Annotated in this window: 13 protein-coding genes; 10 read left to right on the top strand and 3 right to left on the bottom strand. The window is 72.8% G+C overall.

The genetic code is table 11. The features are described from left to right. From A4R25_RS18195 to A4R25_RS18165, 7 genes are all read left to right on the top strand, one after another. Positions 1–1938 carry a fumarate reductase/succinate dehydrogenase flavoprotein subunit gene (locus A4R25_RS18195; protein WP_043325081.1) on the top strand — a complete coding sequence of 646 codons (1938 nt, stop codon included), beginning with the start codon at positions 1–3 and terminating at the stop codon, positions 1936–1938. Then, entirely contained in the window at positions 1935–2687 is a 753-nt protein-coding gene (locus A4R25_RS18190; RefSeq protein ID WP_030499798.1) for a succinate dehydrogenase/fumarate reductase iron-sulfur subunit, read from the top strand. The genes A4R25_RS18195 and A4R25_RS18190 overlap by 4 nt, the downstream gene beginning before the upstream one ends. A gap of 143 nt (positions 2688–2830) precedes the next feature. Continuing rightward, positions 2831–4015, top strand: a complete 1185-nt coding sequence (locus tag A4R25_RS18185; RefSeq protein WP_064447499.1) for a zinc-dependent alcohol dehydrogenase — start codon at positions 2831–2833, stop codon at positions 4013–4015. Next, positions 4012–4953 carry an SDR family NAD(P)-dependent oxidoreductase gene (locus tag A4R25_RS18180; RefSeq protein WP_064447498.1) on the top strand — a complete coding sequence of 314 codons (942 nt, stop codon included), beginning with the start codon at positions 4012–4014 and terminating at the stop codon, positions 4951–4953. The genes A4R25_RS18185 and A4R25_RS18180 overlap by 4 nt, the downstream gene beginning before the upstream one ends. An 83-nt stretch (positions 4954–5036) precedes the next feature. Continuing rightward, positions 5037–6182: an MBL fold metallo-hydrolase gene (locus A4R25_RS18175; protein WP_064447497.1), complete on the top strand. Its 1146-nt coding sequence runs from the start codon at positions 5037–5039 to the stop codon at positions 6180–6182. 109 nt (positions 6183–6291) lie between these two features. Next, positions 6292–6969 (top strand): sugar transferase, encoded by a 678-nt coding sequence (locus A4R25_RS18170; protein WP_064447496.1) that lies wholly within the window; start codon positions 6292–6294, stop codon positions 6967–6969. After that, positions 6966–7610, top strand: a complete 645-nt coding sequence (locus tag A4R25_RS18165; RefSeq protein ID WP_064447495.1) for a NeuD/PglB/VioB family sugar acetyltransferase — start codon at positions 6966–6968, stop codon at positions 7608–7610. Before A4R25_RS18170 ends, A4R25_RS18165 begins: the two co-directional genes overlap by 4 nt. A gap of 7 nt (positions 7611–7617) precedes the next feature. Here the strand turns inward: A4R25_RS18165 and A4R25_RS18160 are convergent, their stop codons facing one another. Both A4R25_RS18160 and A4R25_RS18155 read right to left on the bottom strand, forming a co-directional pair. After that, positions 7618–9129, bottom strand: coding sequence for a deoxyguanosinetriphosphate triphosphohydrolase family protein (locus A4R25_RS18160; protein ID WP_064447548.1), 1512 nt, complete (start codon positions 9127–9129; stop codon positions 7618–7620). 48 nt (positions 9130–9177) lie between these two features. Continuing rightward, complete coding sequence (locus tag A4R25_RS18155; protein ID WP_069089936.1) at positions 9178–10632, bottom strand: D-glucuronyl C5-epimerase family protein; 1455 nt, start codon at positions 10630–10632, stop codon at positions 9178–9180. 210 nt (positions 10633–10842) lie between these two features. Between A4R25_RS18155 and A4R25_RS18150 the strand changes: the two genes are divergently transcribed. Continuing rightward, complete coding sequence (locus tag A4R25_RS18150) at positions 10843–13353, top strand: Tex family protein (protein WP_064447547.1); 2511 nt, start codon at positions 10843–10845, stop codon at positions 13351–13353. Positions 13354–13784: 431 nt separating this feature from the next. After that, positions 13785–14219, top strand: coding sequence for a hypothetical protein (locus A4R25_RS18145; protein ID WP_043325086.1), 435 nt, complete (start codon positions 13785–13787; stop codon positions 14217–14219). Here A4R25_RS18145 and A4R25_RS18140 read toward each other — a convergent pair. Then, positions 14182–15192 carry a DUF389 domain-containing protein gene (locus tag A4R25_RS18140; RefSeq protein ID WP_043325087.1) on the bottom strand — a complete coding sequence of 337 codons (1011 nt, stop codon included), beginning with the start codon at positions 15190–15192 and terminating at the stop codon, positions 14182–14184. The two genes, A4R25_RS18145 and A4R25_RS18140, sit on opposite strands and share 38 nt — an antisense overlap. A gap of 116 nt (positions 15193–15308) precedes the next feature. Here A4R25_RS18140 and A4R25_RS18135 point away from each other — a divergent pair, with 116 nt between their 5' ends. Next, entirely contained in the window at positions 15309–16745 is a 1437-nt protein-coding gene (locus A4R25_RS18135; protein WP_197494925.1) for a D-glucuronyl C5-epimerase family protein, read from the top strand. Positions 16746–16784: the final 39 nt, after the last annotated feature.

The following is a 16784-nucleotide window of genomic DNA, read 5'->3' as shown; positions in this document are numbered from 1 at the left end:
ATGGATCTGTACCGCGAAGGCGACCCGATCGCCGACACCCGGGCCCCGGACGGCCCGATCGAGACGCGGTGGGAGCGCCACCGCTTCGAGATGAAGCTGGTCAACCCGGCCAACCGCCGCAAGATGACGGTGATCGTGGTCGGCACCGGCCTGGCCGGCGGTTCCGCCGCCGCCACGCTGGCCGAGCAGGGCTACCAGGTGCGGTCCTACTGCTACCAGGACAGCCCGCGCCGGGCCCACTCGATCGCCGCGCAGGGCGGCATCAACGCCGCCAAGAACTACCGCAACGACGGCGACTCGGTGCACCGCCTCTTCTACGACACGGTCAAGGGCGGCGACTTCCGCTCCCGCGAGTCGAACGTGCACCGGCTGGCCGAGGTGTCGGTCAACATCATCGACCAGTGCGTGGCGCAGGGCGTGCCGTTCGCCCGCGAGTACGGCGGCCTGCTGGACACCCGCTCCTTCGGCGGCGCGCAGGTGCAGCGCACCTTCTACGCCCGGGGCCAGACGGGCCAGCAGCTGCTGCTCGGCGCGTACCAGGCGCTGGAGCGGCAAATCGGCCTGGGCAACGTGGAGATGAACGCCCGCCACGAGATGCTCGAACTGGTGATCGTCGACGGCCGGGCGCGCGGCATCGTGGTCCGCGACATGGTCACCGGCGAGATCAGCACCGAGATGGCCGACGCGGTGGTGCTCGCCACCGGCGGCTACGGCAACGTCTTCTACCTCTCCACGAACGCCAAGGGCTGCAACGTCACCGCCTCCTGGCGGGCGCACCGCAAGGGCGCGTACTTCGCCAACCCCTGCTACACGCAGATCCACCCGACCTGCATCCCGGTCTCCGGCGACCACCAGTCGAAGCTGACCCTGATGAGCGAGTCGCTGCGCAACGACGGCCGGGTGTGGGTGCCCAAGGCCAAGGGCGACCAGCGCAGCCCCCGGGAGATCCCCGAGGACGAGCGGGACTACTACCTGGAGCGGATCTACCCGTCCTTCGGCAACCTGGTCCCCCGCGACATCGCCTCCCGCGCCGCGAAGAACGTCTGTGACGAGGGACGCGGCGTCGGCCCGACCGGCCTCGGCGTCTACCTCGACTTCGCCGACGCGATCAACCGGCTCGGCCGCAAGGCCATCGAGGCCAAGTACGGCAACCTCTTCGAGATGTACGAGCGGATCACCGGCGAGGACCCGTACGAGGTCCCGATGCGGATCTACCCCGCCGTGCACTACACGATGGGTGGCCTCTGGGTCGACTACGACCTGCAGTCGAGCATCCCCGGCCTGTTCGTGATCGGTGAGGCCAACTTCTCCGACCACGGCGCGAACCGGCTCGGCGCCTCGGCGCTGATGCAGGGCCTCGCGGACGGCTACTTCGTGCTGCCGAACACGCTCGCCAACTACCTGGCCTCCTCCGGCCCGCTGGACAAGGTCGACGCGAGCCACCCCGAGGCGGTCGCGGCGCGTACCGACGTCGAGGACCGGATCAAGCGGCTGCTCGCGATCAACGGCGACCGCACCGTGGACTCGTTCCACCGTGAGCTGGGCCAGATCATGTGGGAGCACTGCGGCATGGAGCGCTCCGAGGCCGGGCTGCGCAAGGCGATCGACGAGATCCGCGCGCTGCGCGAGCAGTTCTGGCAGCGGGTGCGCGTGCCGGGCGACGGCGAGGGGCTCAACCAGTCGCTGGAGAAGGCCGGCCGGGTGGCCGACTTCTTCGAGCTGGCCGAGCTGATGTGCATCGACGCGCTGCACCGCGAGGAGTCCTGCGGCGGTCACTTCCGGGCCGAGCACCAGACGCCCGACGGCGAGGCGCAGCGCGACGACGACCGGTTCGCGTACGTGGCGGCCTGGGAGTACACCGGCACCGGTGAGCCCGTGCTGCACAAGGAAGACCTGACCTTCGAATACGTCCACCCCACGCAGCGGAGCTACAAGTGAACCTGACCCTGCGCATCTGGCGCCAGCACGGCCCCGAGGACAAGGGTCGGATGGTGACCTACCCGGTGCAGGACGTGTCCCCGGACATGTCCTTCCTGGAGATGCTCGACGTGCTCAACGAGCGGCTGATCCTCGACGGCGAGGAGCCGGTCGCGTTCGACCACGACTGCCGCGAGGGCATCTGCGGCATGTGCAGCCTCATGATCAACGGTGAGGCGCACGGCCCGCAGCGCGGCACCACCGCCTGCCAGCTGCACATGCGGCAGTTCTCCGACGGCGACACGATCGACATCGAGCCGTGGCGGGCCCGGGCCTTCCCGGTCGTCAAGGACCTGGTGGTCAACCGCAACGCGTTCGACCAGATCATCGCCGCCGGCGGCTACGTCACCGCGCCGACCGGCAGCGCACCGGAGGCGCACTCGGTGCCGGTGCCGAAGGCCGACGCCGACGCCGCGTTCGAGTCGGCCGCCTGCATCGGCTGCGGCGCCTGCGTGGCCGCCTGCCCGAACGGCTCCGGCATGCTGTTCACCGCCGCGAAGATCACCCAGCTCTCGCTGCTGCCGCAGGGCCAGCCGGAGCGCTACACCCGGGTGATCGGCATGGTGGACGCGCACGACGAGGCCGGCTTCGGCGGCTGCACGAACATCGGCGAGTGCGCGGCGGCCTGCCCGAAGGGCATCCCGCTGAACACCATCGGCCGGCTCAACCGGGACTACCTGAAGGCGACCGCCAAGCGCGCCGGCTCCTGACCGGACACGGCACGACCCACGCGACCGCCGCACCCCGCATCCAGGGGTGCGGCGGTCGCGCTCGTACGGGGGCCGCCGCCGATTCAAGCCGCCTCTCGCGGGTAGCAGTCCGATGGACGGCACCGGAGAGGGGACATACAGGCATGAAGGCACTGACCTGGCACGGCAAGCGGGACGTTCGCGTCGAGGACGTCCCGGACCCCCGGATCGAGGAGCCGACCGACGCGATCGTCCGGATCACCTCGACCGCCATCTGCGGTTCCGACCTGCACCTGTACGAGGTGCTCGGGCCGTACCTGAAGCCCGGCGACGTCCTCGGGCACGAGCCGATGGGCGTCGTCGAGGAGGTCGGGCCCGGGGTGACCCGGCTCAAGAAGGGCGACCGGGTGGTCGTCCCGTTCAACATCTCCTGCGGCTCGTGCTGGATGTGCGAGCGGCAGCTCTACGCCCAGTGCGAGACCACGCAGGTCAAGAGCCAGGGCAAGGGCGCGTCCCTGTTCGGCTACACCTCGCTGTACGGCTCGATCCCCGGCGGCCAGGCCGAGTACCTGCGCGTGCCGCAGGCCCAGTTCGGCCCGATCACGATCCCGGACACCGGCCCGGACGAGCGCTGGCTCTACCTCTCCGACATCCTGCCAACCGCCTGGCAGGCGGTGAAGTACGCGGACGTCCCGCCCGGCGGCACGCTCGCCGTGTTCGGGCTCGGCCCGGTCGGGCAGTTCAGCGCCCGGATCGGCCGCCACCTCGGCGCGGGCCGGGTGATCGGGCTGGACCTGGTCCCCGAGCGGCTGGAGATGGCCCGCCGGCACGGCATCGAGGTGCTCGACGTCAGCCAGCTCGACGACGTGCCCGGCACGCTCATCGACCTGGTCGACGGGCGCGGCCCGGACGCGGTGATCGACGCGGTCGGCATGGAGGCGCACGGCGCGCCGCTGGGCAAGATGGCCCAGACCGCCGCCGGGCTGCTGCCGGACAAGCTGGCCCAGGCGATGACCGACAAGGCCGGCGTGGACCGGCTCGTGGTGCTGCACGCCGCGCTCAAGGCGGTACGGCGCGGCGGCACCGTGTCGATCTCCGGCGTGTACGGCGGCGAGCAGGACCCGATGCCGCTGATGGAGATGTTCGACAGGGGCATCCAGCTGCGCATGGGCCAGTGCCACGTACGCCGCTGGGTCGACGAGATCATCCCGCTGCTGGAGCGCGACGACGACCCGCTGGGCGTCGAGGACCTGCGGACCCACCGGCTGCCGCTGACCGACGCGCCGCGGGCGTACGAGATGTTCCAGAAGAAGGAGGACGGCTGCGTCAAGGTCGTGCTCGCGCCGTGACCCGGACGGTGGTCGTCACCGGCGCGACCAGCGGGATCGGCCGGGCGACCGCCCTGGAGCTGGCGGGCCGCGGGGACCGGCTGGTCCTCGCGGCCCGCTCCCCCGCCACGCTCGACGAGGTGCGCGACGAGTGCCGGGCCGCGGGCGCGCGGGCGATCGCCGTACCGATGGACGTGACCGAGCCCGGCGCGGTGGCCGCGCTCGCCGACGCGGCGCAGGCCGAATACGGCCGCGTCGACGCCTGGGTGCACACCGCCGCGGTGATGGCCTACGGCCGTTTCGACGAGACGCCGGCCGAGGTGTTCGACCAGGTGGTCCGCACCGACCTGCTGGCCGCCGCGGCGGTGGCCCGGGAGGCGCTGCTCCGGTTCCGGGCCGGCGGCGGCACGCTCGTGCTCACCGGCTCGGTGCTCGGGCACATCACCGCGCCCTACATGAGCGGCTACGTGGCCGCCAAGTGGGGCCTGCAAGGGCTGGCCCGCACGCTCCAGCAGGAGGCACGGGAGACGCCGGGCGTCGCGATCTGCCTGGTCAACCCGGGCAGCGTGGACACACCCGTCTACCGGCAGGCGGCCAACTACCTCGGCCGGGTCGGCCGTCCGCCGCCGCCGATCGCCTCGCCCGAACGGGTGGCGCGGGCCATCGCGCACTGTCTCGACCGGCCGCGCCGCGAGGTGTCGGTGGGGCGGCTCAACGTGGTGATGCGCTTCGGCTTCACCGCCCTGCCCGGGGTGTACGACGCGCTGGTCGGACCGCTGATGCGCCGGGCCGGGCTGACCCGGCAGCCGATCGCCGCCCACCGGGGCATCGTGTTCACGCCGAACCCGGCCGGTGAGGCGGTCCGGGGCGGGTGGCTGCCGGAGGTGTCCCAGGTGGTCCGGGCCGTGGGCGGACGCGCGGCGACTGTGGCGTCCGCGGTACGCCGCCGGCTGCCCTGACCGTGGCGTGGGTGGCCGGGCGTGCGGGCGGACCGGGACGACTGTGGTTACCGTGTACGGCGGGACACGGCGGAGGGACGAATATGCGGGAAGCAACGGGGCAGGAGCCGGACCGGACGCGCGGCGGGCGGGTGTGGAAGCTCGCCGGGCTGGCCGCCGTCGCCGGGCTGGCCTGGGCGGCGCGGCACGTACCGGCGCAGCTCGGCGGACGGCTCACCGGCGCCCGGGCGGAACGGGCGGCCCGGTCACCGCGCTTCCGCGACGGCACCTTCCACAACCCGGCCGGCGCCAGCGCCACGATGGTCGCCGACCCGGGCCGCAACCTGCTCCGGGAGCTGGTCTTCGGCAAGCAGAAGCGGCGGCCGGGCAGCCCGGTGCCGCTGCTGCGCCCCGGCGCCGCGCCCGCCGCCGACCCGGCCCGCGAGCTGAACGTCGTCTGGTACGGCCACGCCTCCACGCTCGTCGAGATCGAGGGACACCGGGTGCTGCTCGACCCGGTGTGGAGCGACAGGTGCTCCCCGTCCGGGCTGGTCGGCCCGCGGCGCATCCACGAGCCGCCGGTCCGCCTCACCGACCTGCCCCCGCTCGACGCGGTGCTGCTCTCACACGACCACTACGACCACCTCGACATGGAGACCGTCCGCACGCTGGCCGATCTCCAGTCCGCACCGTTCGTGGTGCCGCTCGGCGTCGGCGCCCACCTGGCCCGCTGGGGCGTACCCGAGCACCGGATCGTCGAGCTGGACTGGTCGGAGAGCCACCGGGCCGGCGGGCTGACGCTCACCGCCACCGCCGCGCAGCACTTCTCCGGGCGCGGACTGCGCCGCGACGGCACGCTGTGGAGCTCCTGGACGATCACCGGTACGCACCGGAAGGTCTTCTACACCGGCGACTCCGGCTACTTCGACGGATACGCCGCGATCGGCGCCGAGCACGGCCCGTTCGACGTGACGCTGATGCAGATCGGCGCGTACGACAGGGCGTGGCCGCACATCCACATGTTCCCGGAGGAGGCGGTCGCCGCCCACCTCGACGTACGCGGCGGACTGCTGGTGCCGGTGCACTGGGGCACGTTCAACCTGGCCCTGCACGACTGGTCCGAGCCGGTGGACCGGCTCTGGGCCGAGGCGAAGGCGCGCGACGTGCGGCTCGCAGTGCCGCGCCCGGGCGAGCGGGTGGTGGTCGACGAGCCGCCGGCGGTGGACGGCTGGTGGCAGTCGGTCGCCTGAGCCACGCCGAAAAATTCGGACAAGGCAATCTTCTGCGCATATTTGCGTACTCTGTTCGCTGACGAGTCAGCGGCCGGAGGACAGCATGCAGGTTCGCCTATCCCCAGGCGTGGAAGAGCCCCGCACACCCACACCGCAGGCAGGCGTCGCCGCCACCGTCAAACGGGGTGTCGACGTCGTCGTCTCGGCGACCGCCCTGCTGGTGACGGCACCGATCCTGGCCGCGGTGGCGGTCGCGGTGCTGCTCGGCATGGGCCGCCCGGTCCTCTTCCGCCAGCGGCGCATCGGCCGGTACGGCGGGGAGTTCACCATCCTGAAGTTCCGGTCCATGGCGGGCGGCGGCGACGGCTTCTCCCCCGGCGACGACCAGGCACGGCTGACGCCCCTGGGGCGTTGGCTGCGGGCCACCAGCCTGGACGAGCTGCCCAGCCTCTGGAACATCCTGCGCGGCGACATGAGCCTGGTCGGCCCGCGCCCGTTCCCGACCAGCTACCGCGACCTCTACACGCCGGAGCAGTTCCGCCGGCACGACGTCCGGCCCGGCCTCACCGGGCTCGCGCAGGTCAACGGCCGCAACGAACTGGGCTGGGCGGAGCGTTTCGCCTACGACCTGCGCTACGTGGAGCACTGGAGCCTGCGGCTGGACGCCCGCATCCTGGCCCGGACCGCAGTCGCGGTGCTGCGGCGGCAGGGCATCAGCGCGCCCGGCGCCGCCACCGCGCACGAGTTCCGTGGCACCGCCGCGGAGGATCCGGTGGCGGCGACCGCGGGAAGCGGGTCCCGGTGACCCTCGACCTCGTCGTCGTCGGGTGCGGCGGCCACGGCCGGGAGATCGCCCAGATCGTGGCGGCGGTCAACGAGTCCGCCGCTCGACCGCCGTGGCGGCTGGCCGGCTTCGTCGACGACAACCCGTCCGAGCGGAACCGCAAACGCGCCGAGTCGTGTGGCGCGCCGTACCTGGGGACCGTGGCGGCGCTCGGGCAACTACCACCGCAGACCCACGTCGTCCTCGGCCTGGGCGACCCACGTGTCCGGCAGAAGGTGGGCGCGCGGGTCGACACGTACGGCAGGCCGGCGGCGAGTCTCGTCCACCCGGACGCCACCGTCGGCCCGGACCTGGTGTCGGCCGAGGGCCTCGTGGTGTTCGCCGGTGGCCGGATCACCACCAACGTCACCGCCGGGCGGCACCTGCACGTCAACCAGAACGCCACACTCGCGCACGACTGCGTGGTCGGCGACTACGTCTCCCTGCACCCGCTCGCGGCCGTGTCGGGCGATTGCCGCCTCGACACCGCCGCGCTGATCGGAGCGGGAGCGGTGGTGCTCCCCGGCCTGCGGGTCGGCGCCGGCGCGACGGTCGGCGCCGGCGCGTGCGTGGTACGCGACGTGCCGCCGGAGATCGTGGTCAAGGGAGTACCGGCCCGCTGAGCGGTCCTCAGAGCACGAAGGCGTCGGTCCAGAGCGCGCCGGAACGGCCCGACAGCGCGTCCAGCATGGCCACCGCCTGACCGTCGGTGAGCTGCGCGACGAAGTCGACGATCGCCCGGCCCCGGGCCCGGCCGATCCGGTCCGGGGTACGCGGGTGCAGCTCCGCCTCGGCCAGCTCCACCAGGTCGTGCAGCCGTCGCGGCAGCCGGGACTCCTCGTCCGGGTCCAGCAGCCACTCCCAGAGCGCCTCCACCAGCGTGCCCAGCAGCCGGGCCTGGCCGCGCTGGTGCAGCGCCAGGTCCGGGCGGGCCAGCACGAACCGGTGGTGCACGAACTTGAGCACCTGCACCTCGTGCCACTGCGCCTTGGCCAGCAGCACGTACCCGGATCGGACGTGCGGCTCCGGGGTCACCGTGATGGCGTCCACGAAGCGGGTGGACCAGCGCGCGGAGAACCGGGCGACGTACTGCTCCGCCTCGATCGAGCCGTCGAACGGCAGCGCCAGCAGCCCCTCCACCAGCTCCTCGCGGACGTGTTCGACTGCGGCGGCGAACGCCTCGTCGTCGGCGATCCAGCCGTCCTTGCGGTGCAGTTGCCGGCGCAGCCGCTCGATCGCCGCGCCGGGGCGCCGGCCCGCCGCCTCCAGCGCGGACGCGGTGATCGACCGCAGGTGCCCGCACTCGCGCTGCCAGGCCATCAGCTCGGCCGCCACCGCGCCCTGCTGGAGCACGCCGACGCGGTAGAAGTCCTCCACGTCGTGGATCGCGTACGCGATGTCGTCGGCGGTGTCCATCACCGACGCCTCGGGCGTCTGCTGCCAGTCCGGGATGCGGCCGGCGAACGGCTCCCGCGCCTGACGCAGGTCGTCCAGCTCGGTGCGGTACGCGCCGAACTTCACCGACCCGCTCTCCGGGTCCTCCGGCGGGGCCGCCGCGCCGCGGGGCGCCGGGTCGAGGTGCCGGGGGTGCGGGTCGGGATGGTCCAGCCGGGTCCACGGGTACTTCAGCATGGCGGCCCGGACCGCCGCGGTCAGGTCCAGCCCGGTGGTCGCCGCGCCGCGGATCTCGGTGCTGGTGACGATCCGGTACGACTGGGCGTTGCCCTCGAAGCCGTCGGCCAGCCCGAGCCGCTGCCGGGCCAGCCGGTCCAGCACCCGCTCCCCCAGGTGCCCGAACGGCGGGTGGCCGAGGTCGTGCGCGAGCGCGGCGGCCTCCACCACCTCCGGGTCGCAGCCGCCGAGCTTGTCCAGCAGGTCCCGGTACGCCGGGTCGGCCATGAGCCGCTCGGCGATCGCCCGGGCCACCTGGGCGACCTTGAGGCTGTGGGTGAGCCGGTTGTGCACCAGCAGCCCCGACCCGCCGGGACTGATCACCTGGGTGACGCCGTTCAGCCGGGCGAAGAACGGCGAGCCGACGATCCGGTCCCGGTCGGCCCGGAACGGGCCGGCCGCCAGGTCGCCGAGCGCCCGGGCGCTGCCCCCGAAGAGCCGCCGGGCCCGCGGATCCGCAGGTGCCTCCATGATCGCCACGCTAGCGCAGCGACTCGCCCGGCGCGCCGCGACCTGTGGCTAGGGCAGCGGGGGCGCGTCCCCCAGCACCAGCCCGGGGGCCGCCGGCAGCCAGTAGCCCAGGTAGGTGCCGGCGGTGACCTGGTAGCTCAGGCGGCCGTTCACCCAGGCACTGGCCCCCATCGGCGCGCCCGAGGTGCGCGGGAAGGTGACGGTCTTGGACCCGACCACCTGCCACCTGCTGTCGTAGGCGTAGCCGGTGTAGGTGCCGGGCTCCACGGTCAGCAACCGGGTGGGCGCGTACGTGTGCTGGACGAACTTCCCGGCGAGCCACCGGTTCGCGGCGTCCTCCGCGACGAACATGCCGGCGAACACGCCGTTGGCCATGCGGTAGTAGACGCCCCGGCCGGTCACCCGGACGCGCTGGTCGGCGGTGGCGGTGGAGAAGCGGATCAGATTGATCGACTTCTGCGCGACGATCCGGCCGGCCGCATCGAACTGGTAGGCGACGTGGGAGCCGGGACCGAACCACACGATGCCGTCGACCGGTGGGTACGGATAGTCGGCGCGCAGCACGTCGGCGTACGCGGCGAACACGCCGGCATGGGTCAGCTGGTGCAGCGAGAGCATCTGCTGGGTGTGCACCTGGTGGTAGCTCGGGTAGGAACGCGCGCAGCCGACCGAGTACCGGCTGGCCCACTGCGGGACGCGCAATATGGCCGGCACGTACCGCCGCACCGTCGTGGCCGTCCCGTCCATCAGGCTCACCGCCCGGCTGTCCCGGGTGATCCGCCAGTAGTCGTACACGCCGTAGAACGCGTAGATCATGCCGTTGAGGACCCGTTCCCCGCGCACCCCCGGGCTGTCCGGGTATTCCTCCAGCCACAGGTAGCCGTCCGCGTCGGTCCAGCTGACCCAGGGCACGCCGAGCTGCGGTTCGAGCGTGAGGCTGAGGAACGTGCGGTCCGCCGCCGTACGCCACGTGGCGTCGCCGGTCACCTCGTACAGCCGGACGAACAGGCTGAGCAGCTCCCCCTGCGCCATGGCGCTGTACCAGGGCGCCTGGAGCACCAGCCCGGTGCACCGGGGCAGGTCGAAGGGGTACGAGTACCACCACGCCCCGCGGGACTCCACCTTGCGGTCCAGGTTCCGCCGGGCCTGCGCGATCGCCCGGTCCAGGAAGAAGCGGTCACCGGTGACCTGGTAGGCGTTGAGGTTGTCCAGCCCCCAGTCGGCCTGGACCACCGGGTGGTCGTAGAGGACGCCCTGCCAGTTGAAGAGCCGCACCCCGGAGGCGTCGTGCGCCAGCGGGTCGGTCCGCGGGACTGTCATCTGCCGCGAGGTCGGTGAGACCGAGCCGGGCAGCAGGCGCGGCAGGTAGCCGTCCCGGGCGTACGCGCTGAGCGTCGCGCTCCGCTCGGGGAGGGCCGCCGCCGCGCCGGTCACCGGCGTTCCCGCCAGGCCGAGGGCGAGCACCGCGGCCACCGGCGCGCGCCAGGACAGGCGGATCCTCATGGGACCTCCAAGGTCGGGATTGTGCCTCCCATCCCAGCAACCTCTTGTCGCTTTTGCCACCCTCGTTTCATCATGCGTGGAATAGACGTACATAACGTGAATATTTCTGACTGTTAGGGATCCTCCGCCGGACGCGGACGGGCGCGGACGCCGGCGTCGCACCGGGACGGCAGAATGCACGGGAACCCACCCGAGAAGGCGGATCAGATCGTGACCCAGTCAGTGCACCAGCGGATCGCCGAGGAACTCGGCGTCGCCGAACGTCAGGTGCGGGCAGCAGTCGAGCTGCTCGACGGCGGCGCCACAGTGCCGTTCATCGCCCGCTACCGCAAGGAGGCCACCGGCCTGCTCGACGACGCGCAGCTGCGCACACTGGAGGAGCGCCTGCGCTACCTGCGCGAGCTGGACGAGCGGCGCGCGGCGGTGCTGGAGTCGATCCGCAGCCAGGGCAAGCTTGACGAGGCGCTGGAGGCGCAGATCCTCGCCGCCGACTCGAAGTCGCGCCTGGAGGACATCTACCTGCCCTACAAGCCGAAGCGGCGCACCCGCGCGCAGATCGCCCGCGAGGCCGGGCTGGAGCCGCTCGCGGACACGCTGCTCGCCGACCCGGCGCAGGACCCGAAGGCGGTCGCCGCCGGGTTCGCCGACCCGGACAAGGGCGTCGCGGACGCCGCCGCCGCGCTGGACGGCGCGCGGGCCATCCTGATCGAGCGCTTCGCCGAGGACGCCGACCTGATCGGCACGCTGCGCGAGCAGATGTGGTCGCGGGGCCGGCTGGTCTCCCGGGTACGCGAGGGTCAGGAAACCGCCGGGGCGAAGTTCGCCGACTACTTCGACTTCGCCGAGCCGTACCCGAAGCTGCCCTCGCACCGCATCCTCGCCATGTTCCGGGGCGAGAAGGAGGGCGTGCTGGAGCTGACCATGGATCCGGAGGCCGACGGGGACGCCGACGTGAACCCGGGCCCCAGCCGGTACGAGGCCGCCGTGGCGGGACGCTTCGGCGTCAGCGACCAGGGACGGCCCGCCGACAAGTGGCTGGCCGACACGGTGCGCTGGGCCTGGCGTACCCGGATCCTCATCCACCTCGGCGCGGACCTGCGGATGCGGCTGTGGCAGGCGGCCGAGGAGGAGGCCGTGCGGGTCTTCGCCACCAACCTGCGTGACCTGCTGCTGGCGGCGCCGGCCGGCGCGCGTCCCACCATGGGTCTGGACCCGGGCCTGCGCACCGGTGTGAAGGTGGCGGTCGTCGACGCCACCGGCAAGGTGGTCGCCGCCGACACGATCTACCCGCACGAGCCGCGCCGGCAGTGGGACGCCTCGCTGCACACGCTCGCCACGCTCGCCGCCGCGCACGGCGTCGAGCTGGTCGCGATCGGCAACGGCACCGCCAGCCGGGAGACCGACAAGCTCGCCGCCGACCTGATCAAGCAGCACCCGGAGCTGAAGCTGACCAAGGTGGTGGTCTCCGAGGCGGGCGCGTCGGTCTACTCCGCCTCCGCGTACGCCTCGCAGGAGCTGCCCGGCCTGGACGTCTCGCTGCGCGGCGCGGTGTCGATCGCCCGCCGTCTCCAGGACCCGCTGGCCGAGCTGGTGAAGATCGACCCGCGGTCGATCGGCGTCGGGCAGTACCAGCACGACCTGTCCGAGGTGAAGCTGTCCCGCTCGCTCGACGCGGTGGTCGAGGACTGCGTCAACGCGGTCGGCGTGGACGTCAACACCGCCTCCGCGCCGCTGCTCACCCGGGTGTCCGGCATCGGCGCCGGGCTGGCCGAGAACATCGTGCTGCACCGCGACGCCAACGGGCCGTTCCGCACCCGGGCGGAGCTGAAGAAGGTGCCCCGGCTCGGGCCGAAGGCGTTCGAGCAGTGCGCGGGCTTCCTGCGCATCCCCGGCGGTGACGACCCGCTGGACTCCTCCAGCGTGCACCCCGAGGCGTACCCGGTGGTGCGTCGCATCCTCTCCTCCACCGGGCAGGACCTGCGCGCGCTGATCGGCAAGTCGGCCATCCTGCGCGGCCTGCGCGCGACCGACTTCGTCGACGACACGTTCGGCCTGCCCACCGTCACCGACATCCTCGCCGAGCTGGAGAAGCCGGGTCGTGACCCGCGTCCGGAGTTCCGTACCGCGACGTTCGTCGAGGGCGTGGAGAAGATCAGCGACCTGACGCCCGGCATGGTGCTGGAGGGCGTGGTGACGAACGTGGCCGCGTTCGGCGCGTTCGTCGACGTGGGCGTGCACCAGGACGGGCTGGTGCACGTCTCGGCCATGTCGCACACGTTCGTCAAGGACCCGCGCGACGTGGTGAAGTCCGGCGACGTGGTGAAGGTCCGGGTGCTCGACGTGGACGTGCCGCGCAAGCGGATCTCGCTGACGCTGCGGCTGGACGACGAGGCGCCAGCCGGCGGCGGGCGCCCGGCGGGCGGCGACGGCCGACGGGACCGGGGCGGTCAGGGCGGCGGGCCACGCGGCGGCGGCCAGGGACGCATCGGCGGCCAGCAGAACGGGCAGCGCGGTGGTGGCCAGCAGGGCGGCCAGCGCGGCGGCTCGGGCGGCGGGCAGAGCGGAGGCGGCCAACGCGGCGGCTCGGGCGGCGGCGGGCAACGCGGTGGCGGACAGGGCGGCACGTCGCGCGGTGGCCAGCAGCAGCGGCCCGGGCGCGGTGGCGGCGCCCCGGTCAACGACGCCATGGCGGAGGCGCTGCGCCGCGCCGGCCTGGCCTGACACGTCCCGCTGCCGGGCCGAGGTCACGAACGCCTCAGCCCGGCAGCCCCGCCGGGGAACAGCGACGCGCCGGCCCGTGTCGCGGTCAGGCGCCCCGGCAGGGCGACGGCCGCGGGGACGGGCCGAGGCACCGGCATCACACCCTTGATCAACACAATCTCGCCGAGGTGGTGGCATCAGAGGCTCCGCGACACCACCACTTCGGCGAGCTGGAGTTGATCACACCGGGCAGCGCGCCGGGAAAGGGACGGGTCACGCCTGCCGGAGCCGCGAACACCACTCACCAGGCGCGTTGTTGACCAAGGAGTTCGTGGCCTGTTCAGGGCGTTCGACTGACACAAACCCCTTGATCGCCGCAGCCTCGGCGGTGCGCGCGCCGGGCCCGACGGCCTGTGCGCCGGGCGGGGCCGGTTCCGCGTACCCTCGCGGTCGTGGGCGGTGAGGACGACGAGCGGTGGCGGGAGCGGCGACGCCACGCGGTGCGGGCGCACGCGGAGGCCGCCGCCCGCGAACGCGAGGCCGAGCAGGCGGAGGCCGCGGAGCTGGTGGCCCGGTTCGCCGCCGAGGCGCTGCGGCGCGGGCTGCGCGCCGGCCGGCTGACCGCGACCGGGCACGACGGGCGCGGTCGCTACCGCACGCGGATCACCGGCTGGTACGTGGACCGGGCGCACAGCCGCGCGGTGGACACCGACGGGCGTTTCTACCTGCTCACCGTGCCGCCGGGCCTGCGGGCGCGGCTGCTCGGGGCGGACCCGCCGCCCAGTCCGCCGCCGCTGGTGGTCGGCCGGGGCGGCCGGGACGGCGAGTCGGTGCCGCTGGCGACCCTGCTCAGCCGTCGTCTCGACGCGGGCGACGACTGGCGCTGACCGGGGCCGGACGCCGGTCTGCCCGCTGCCGGGGCACCGCGTGCGCGGCCCGCCGGGCGACGTGCCGCCACCAGCACAGCTGGACCACGAGCGTGAGCAGCCCGGCGAGCACGATCGCGGCCAGGTTGATCACCAGTTGGAGGGCGGAGCCGGCGGCCTCGTGCCACACGCCGTACGCGGACGCGACGGCCACGTTCGCCGCCGCCGGCACTGTGGTCACCGAGATCAGCACACCCACGAGCGAGCCGGACTTCTTCGAGGTCAGCGACAGCATGCCGGCCACGCCGGCGAGCAGGCCCACCACCCAGGACAACGCGTCCGGACGCCAGATGAAGTCGGTCATCGGCCGTTCCGCCAGCAGCATGTCCCGGTCGACCAGGCCGGCCGCGGTGAGCGCCCAGGTGCTCAGCGCGGTGGCCGCCATGGCGACGAGGAAACCGACCGTCAGCGCCTTGACCGAGTGACCGACCACGCGCGGCTGACGCCGCAGCAACGCCACGCAGAGCGCGGCGAGCGGACCGAACTCGGGGCCGACCACCATCGCGCCGACGATCAGGATGGGCTGGTCCAGCAGCACGCCGATCCCGGCGATCATGGTGGCCACCACGATCAGGGCGAGGAACGTGCCGGTGAGCACCGTCTGCTCGCCGGTCTTCGCGGCGATCTCGTCCCACACCACGGCGTCCTCCCCGTGGCCGGGGGCTTCCTCGGCGGCCCGGTCGGCCGCCTCGGACAGGGTCAGCTCGACGTCGTCGGCGGCGATCCCGCCGCGTACGTCCACGTCGAGGTCCTGCAGGCGGCGCAGGACGTGGTCCGCGCTCTCCCGGACCACGTCGCAGAGGATCAGGTCGCCGGCGGGCCGGCGGGCGGCCCCGGTGAGAACTACCAGGTGGGTCACGCCGGGCTCGGCGCCGAGCAGGTCCACGACGGCCGACGAGCGGTCGCCCGGCGCGATGATTCGCAGGTGCAGCACCGGCGCACTCTACTGCGGGGCGACAACGCGCAGAAGCATGTCGGAAAGCCGATATTTTCCACGGCTCTGGCGAATCTCGTCCCTACCGTCACCTTATGGGCACCCAGTTCTCCCACATGAGAAAGACTTTGCTGGCACTGGCGCTGACCATGGGCGCCGTGGCCTCGACAGCCGGTCCGGCGGAAGCGGCCGGCGTCCCGGCGGTCCGCGGCGCGGCGGACGTGAGCGGCTATGCGCGCGACGGGTTCCGGCCACAGTTCATCCCGGACGCCGGCCTGCCGTACAACGACAGCGCGCTGGCGCCGCGGGTGGATCCGAACCCGCACGACGAGCACGGTGTCCGCCTGTTCCAGTACAACGGACAGACGTACGACCATCCCGTCGCCCAGGCGCAGTGGGGACTGAGCAACCTGCGCACCTATCTCGCCAACCGCGACCGGCTCTTCCTCGACCGGGCGGTGGCGCAGGCTCAGCGGAACATCGACCGCAGGGTCGAGTCGCGCTCGGCCTGGTGGTACCCCTACGAGTTCGACTTCCCCCGGTGCGCCCAGATGCCGGTGATCCACGCGCCGTGGTTCAGCGCGATGGCGCAGGGACAGCTGCTCAGCCTCTTCACCCGCCTGGCGGCGGTCACCGGGGAGCAGAAGTGGCGTCAGGCCGCGGACCGGACCTTCGCCAGCCTCCTGCTTCCGCCGGAGACCGGGCTGCCCTGGGCCAGCTGGGTGGACGACGCCGGGCACCTGTGGTTCGAGGAGTACCCGCTGACGCCGGGAGTGACCGGCGAACGCGTGCTGAACGGCCACATCTTCGCGCTCTACGGCGTGTACGACTACTGGCGGCACACCTCGGACCAGCGGGCCGCCGCCCTGTTCGACGGCGCCGCCACCACGCTGCGCCGGCACGTGCCGACCACGTTTCGCGCGCCGCAGTGGGCCAGCCGCTACTCGATCGGCTGTCCCTCCTCGTACGCGGGCTACCACCCTGTGCACATCGGACAGCTGCTGAAGACGTACGAGATGACCCGCGCTCCGGTCTTCGCCGCCATGGCCGACCTGTTCCGCGAGGACTACCCGGCGCCGGCCGTGTCCGGCACCGTCATCTTCTCCGGTGGGGCGCACGTCGGCTACCGGTTCTCCTCCGCAGGCGCGGTGCTGGAGCAGAAATCCCTGACTCTGTCCCGGCAGTCCCAGGCGAACGCCGACCAACGCGTCCGCATCCTCGGGCGCGGCATCTACTACCGGATCACGAACGGGGCCTTGGCCGGGTTCCTCATTCCTGAGACGCCAGGCGAGCGATATCTGCTCGGCGCGGTCGTGCGGCACACCTACACGCCGCAGCGGACCCTGTCGTTCGGTCCCGGCACCTACACCGCGCACATGTACGGGCCGGGCTGGCAGGTCACCGAGAGCAAGACGTTCACCTTCCCCCGCAGCTCGGCCGCGCCGTTCGGCGCGACCGCCTGGGTGAACGGGACGATGAGCTACCAGATCACGGCCGGGGTGTACGCCGGGTATTGGCTGCCGGCCGCCGACGGGTTGACGCCCGCCACCTGACCAGGCGAAGTGTCGATCTCCCGCACCCGTGTCCTCGCG

The sequence above is a fragment of the Micromonospora sp. NBRC 110037 genome (assembly GCF_001652995.1).
GTDB lineage: Bacteria > Actinomycetota > Actinomycetes > Mycobacteriales > Micromonosporaceae > Micromonospora > Micromonospora chalcea.
The sequence above is the reverse complement of the archived record's forward strand: the minus strand, read 5'-3'. Positions and strand labels throughout refer to the sequence as shown.

Excerpts from the sequence above, each read along its gene's own strand:
- A4R25_RS18195 (WP_043325081.1), top strand. The coding sequence starts at position 1 with ATGGATCTGTACCGCGAAGGCGACCCGATCGCCGACACCCGGGCCCCG.
- A4R25_RS18185 (WP_064447499.1), top strand. The coding sequence starts at position 2,831 with ATGAAGGCACTGACCTGGCACGGCAAGCGGGACGTTCGCGTCGAGGAC.
- A4R25_RS18175 (WP_064447497.1), top strand. The coding sequence starts at position 5,037 with ATGCGGGAAGCAACGGGGCAGGAGCCGGACCGGACGCGCGGCGGGCGG.
- A4R25_RS18160 (WP_064447548.1), bottom strand. The coding sequence starts at position 9,129 with ATGGAGGCACCTGCGGATCCGCGGGCCCGGCGGCTCTTCGGGGGCAGC.
- A4R25_RS18155 (WP_069089936.1), bottom strand. The coding sequence starts at position 10,632 with ATGAGGATCCGCCTGTCCTGGCGCGCGCCGGTGGCCGCGGTGCTCGCC.
- A4R25_RS18135 (WP_197494925.1), top strand. The coding sequence starts at position 15,309 with ATGAGAAAGACTTTGCTGGCACTGGCGCTGACCATGGGCGCCGTGGCC.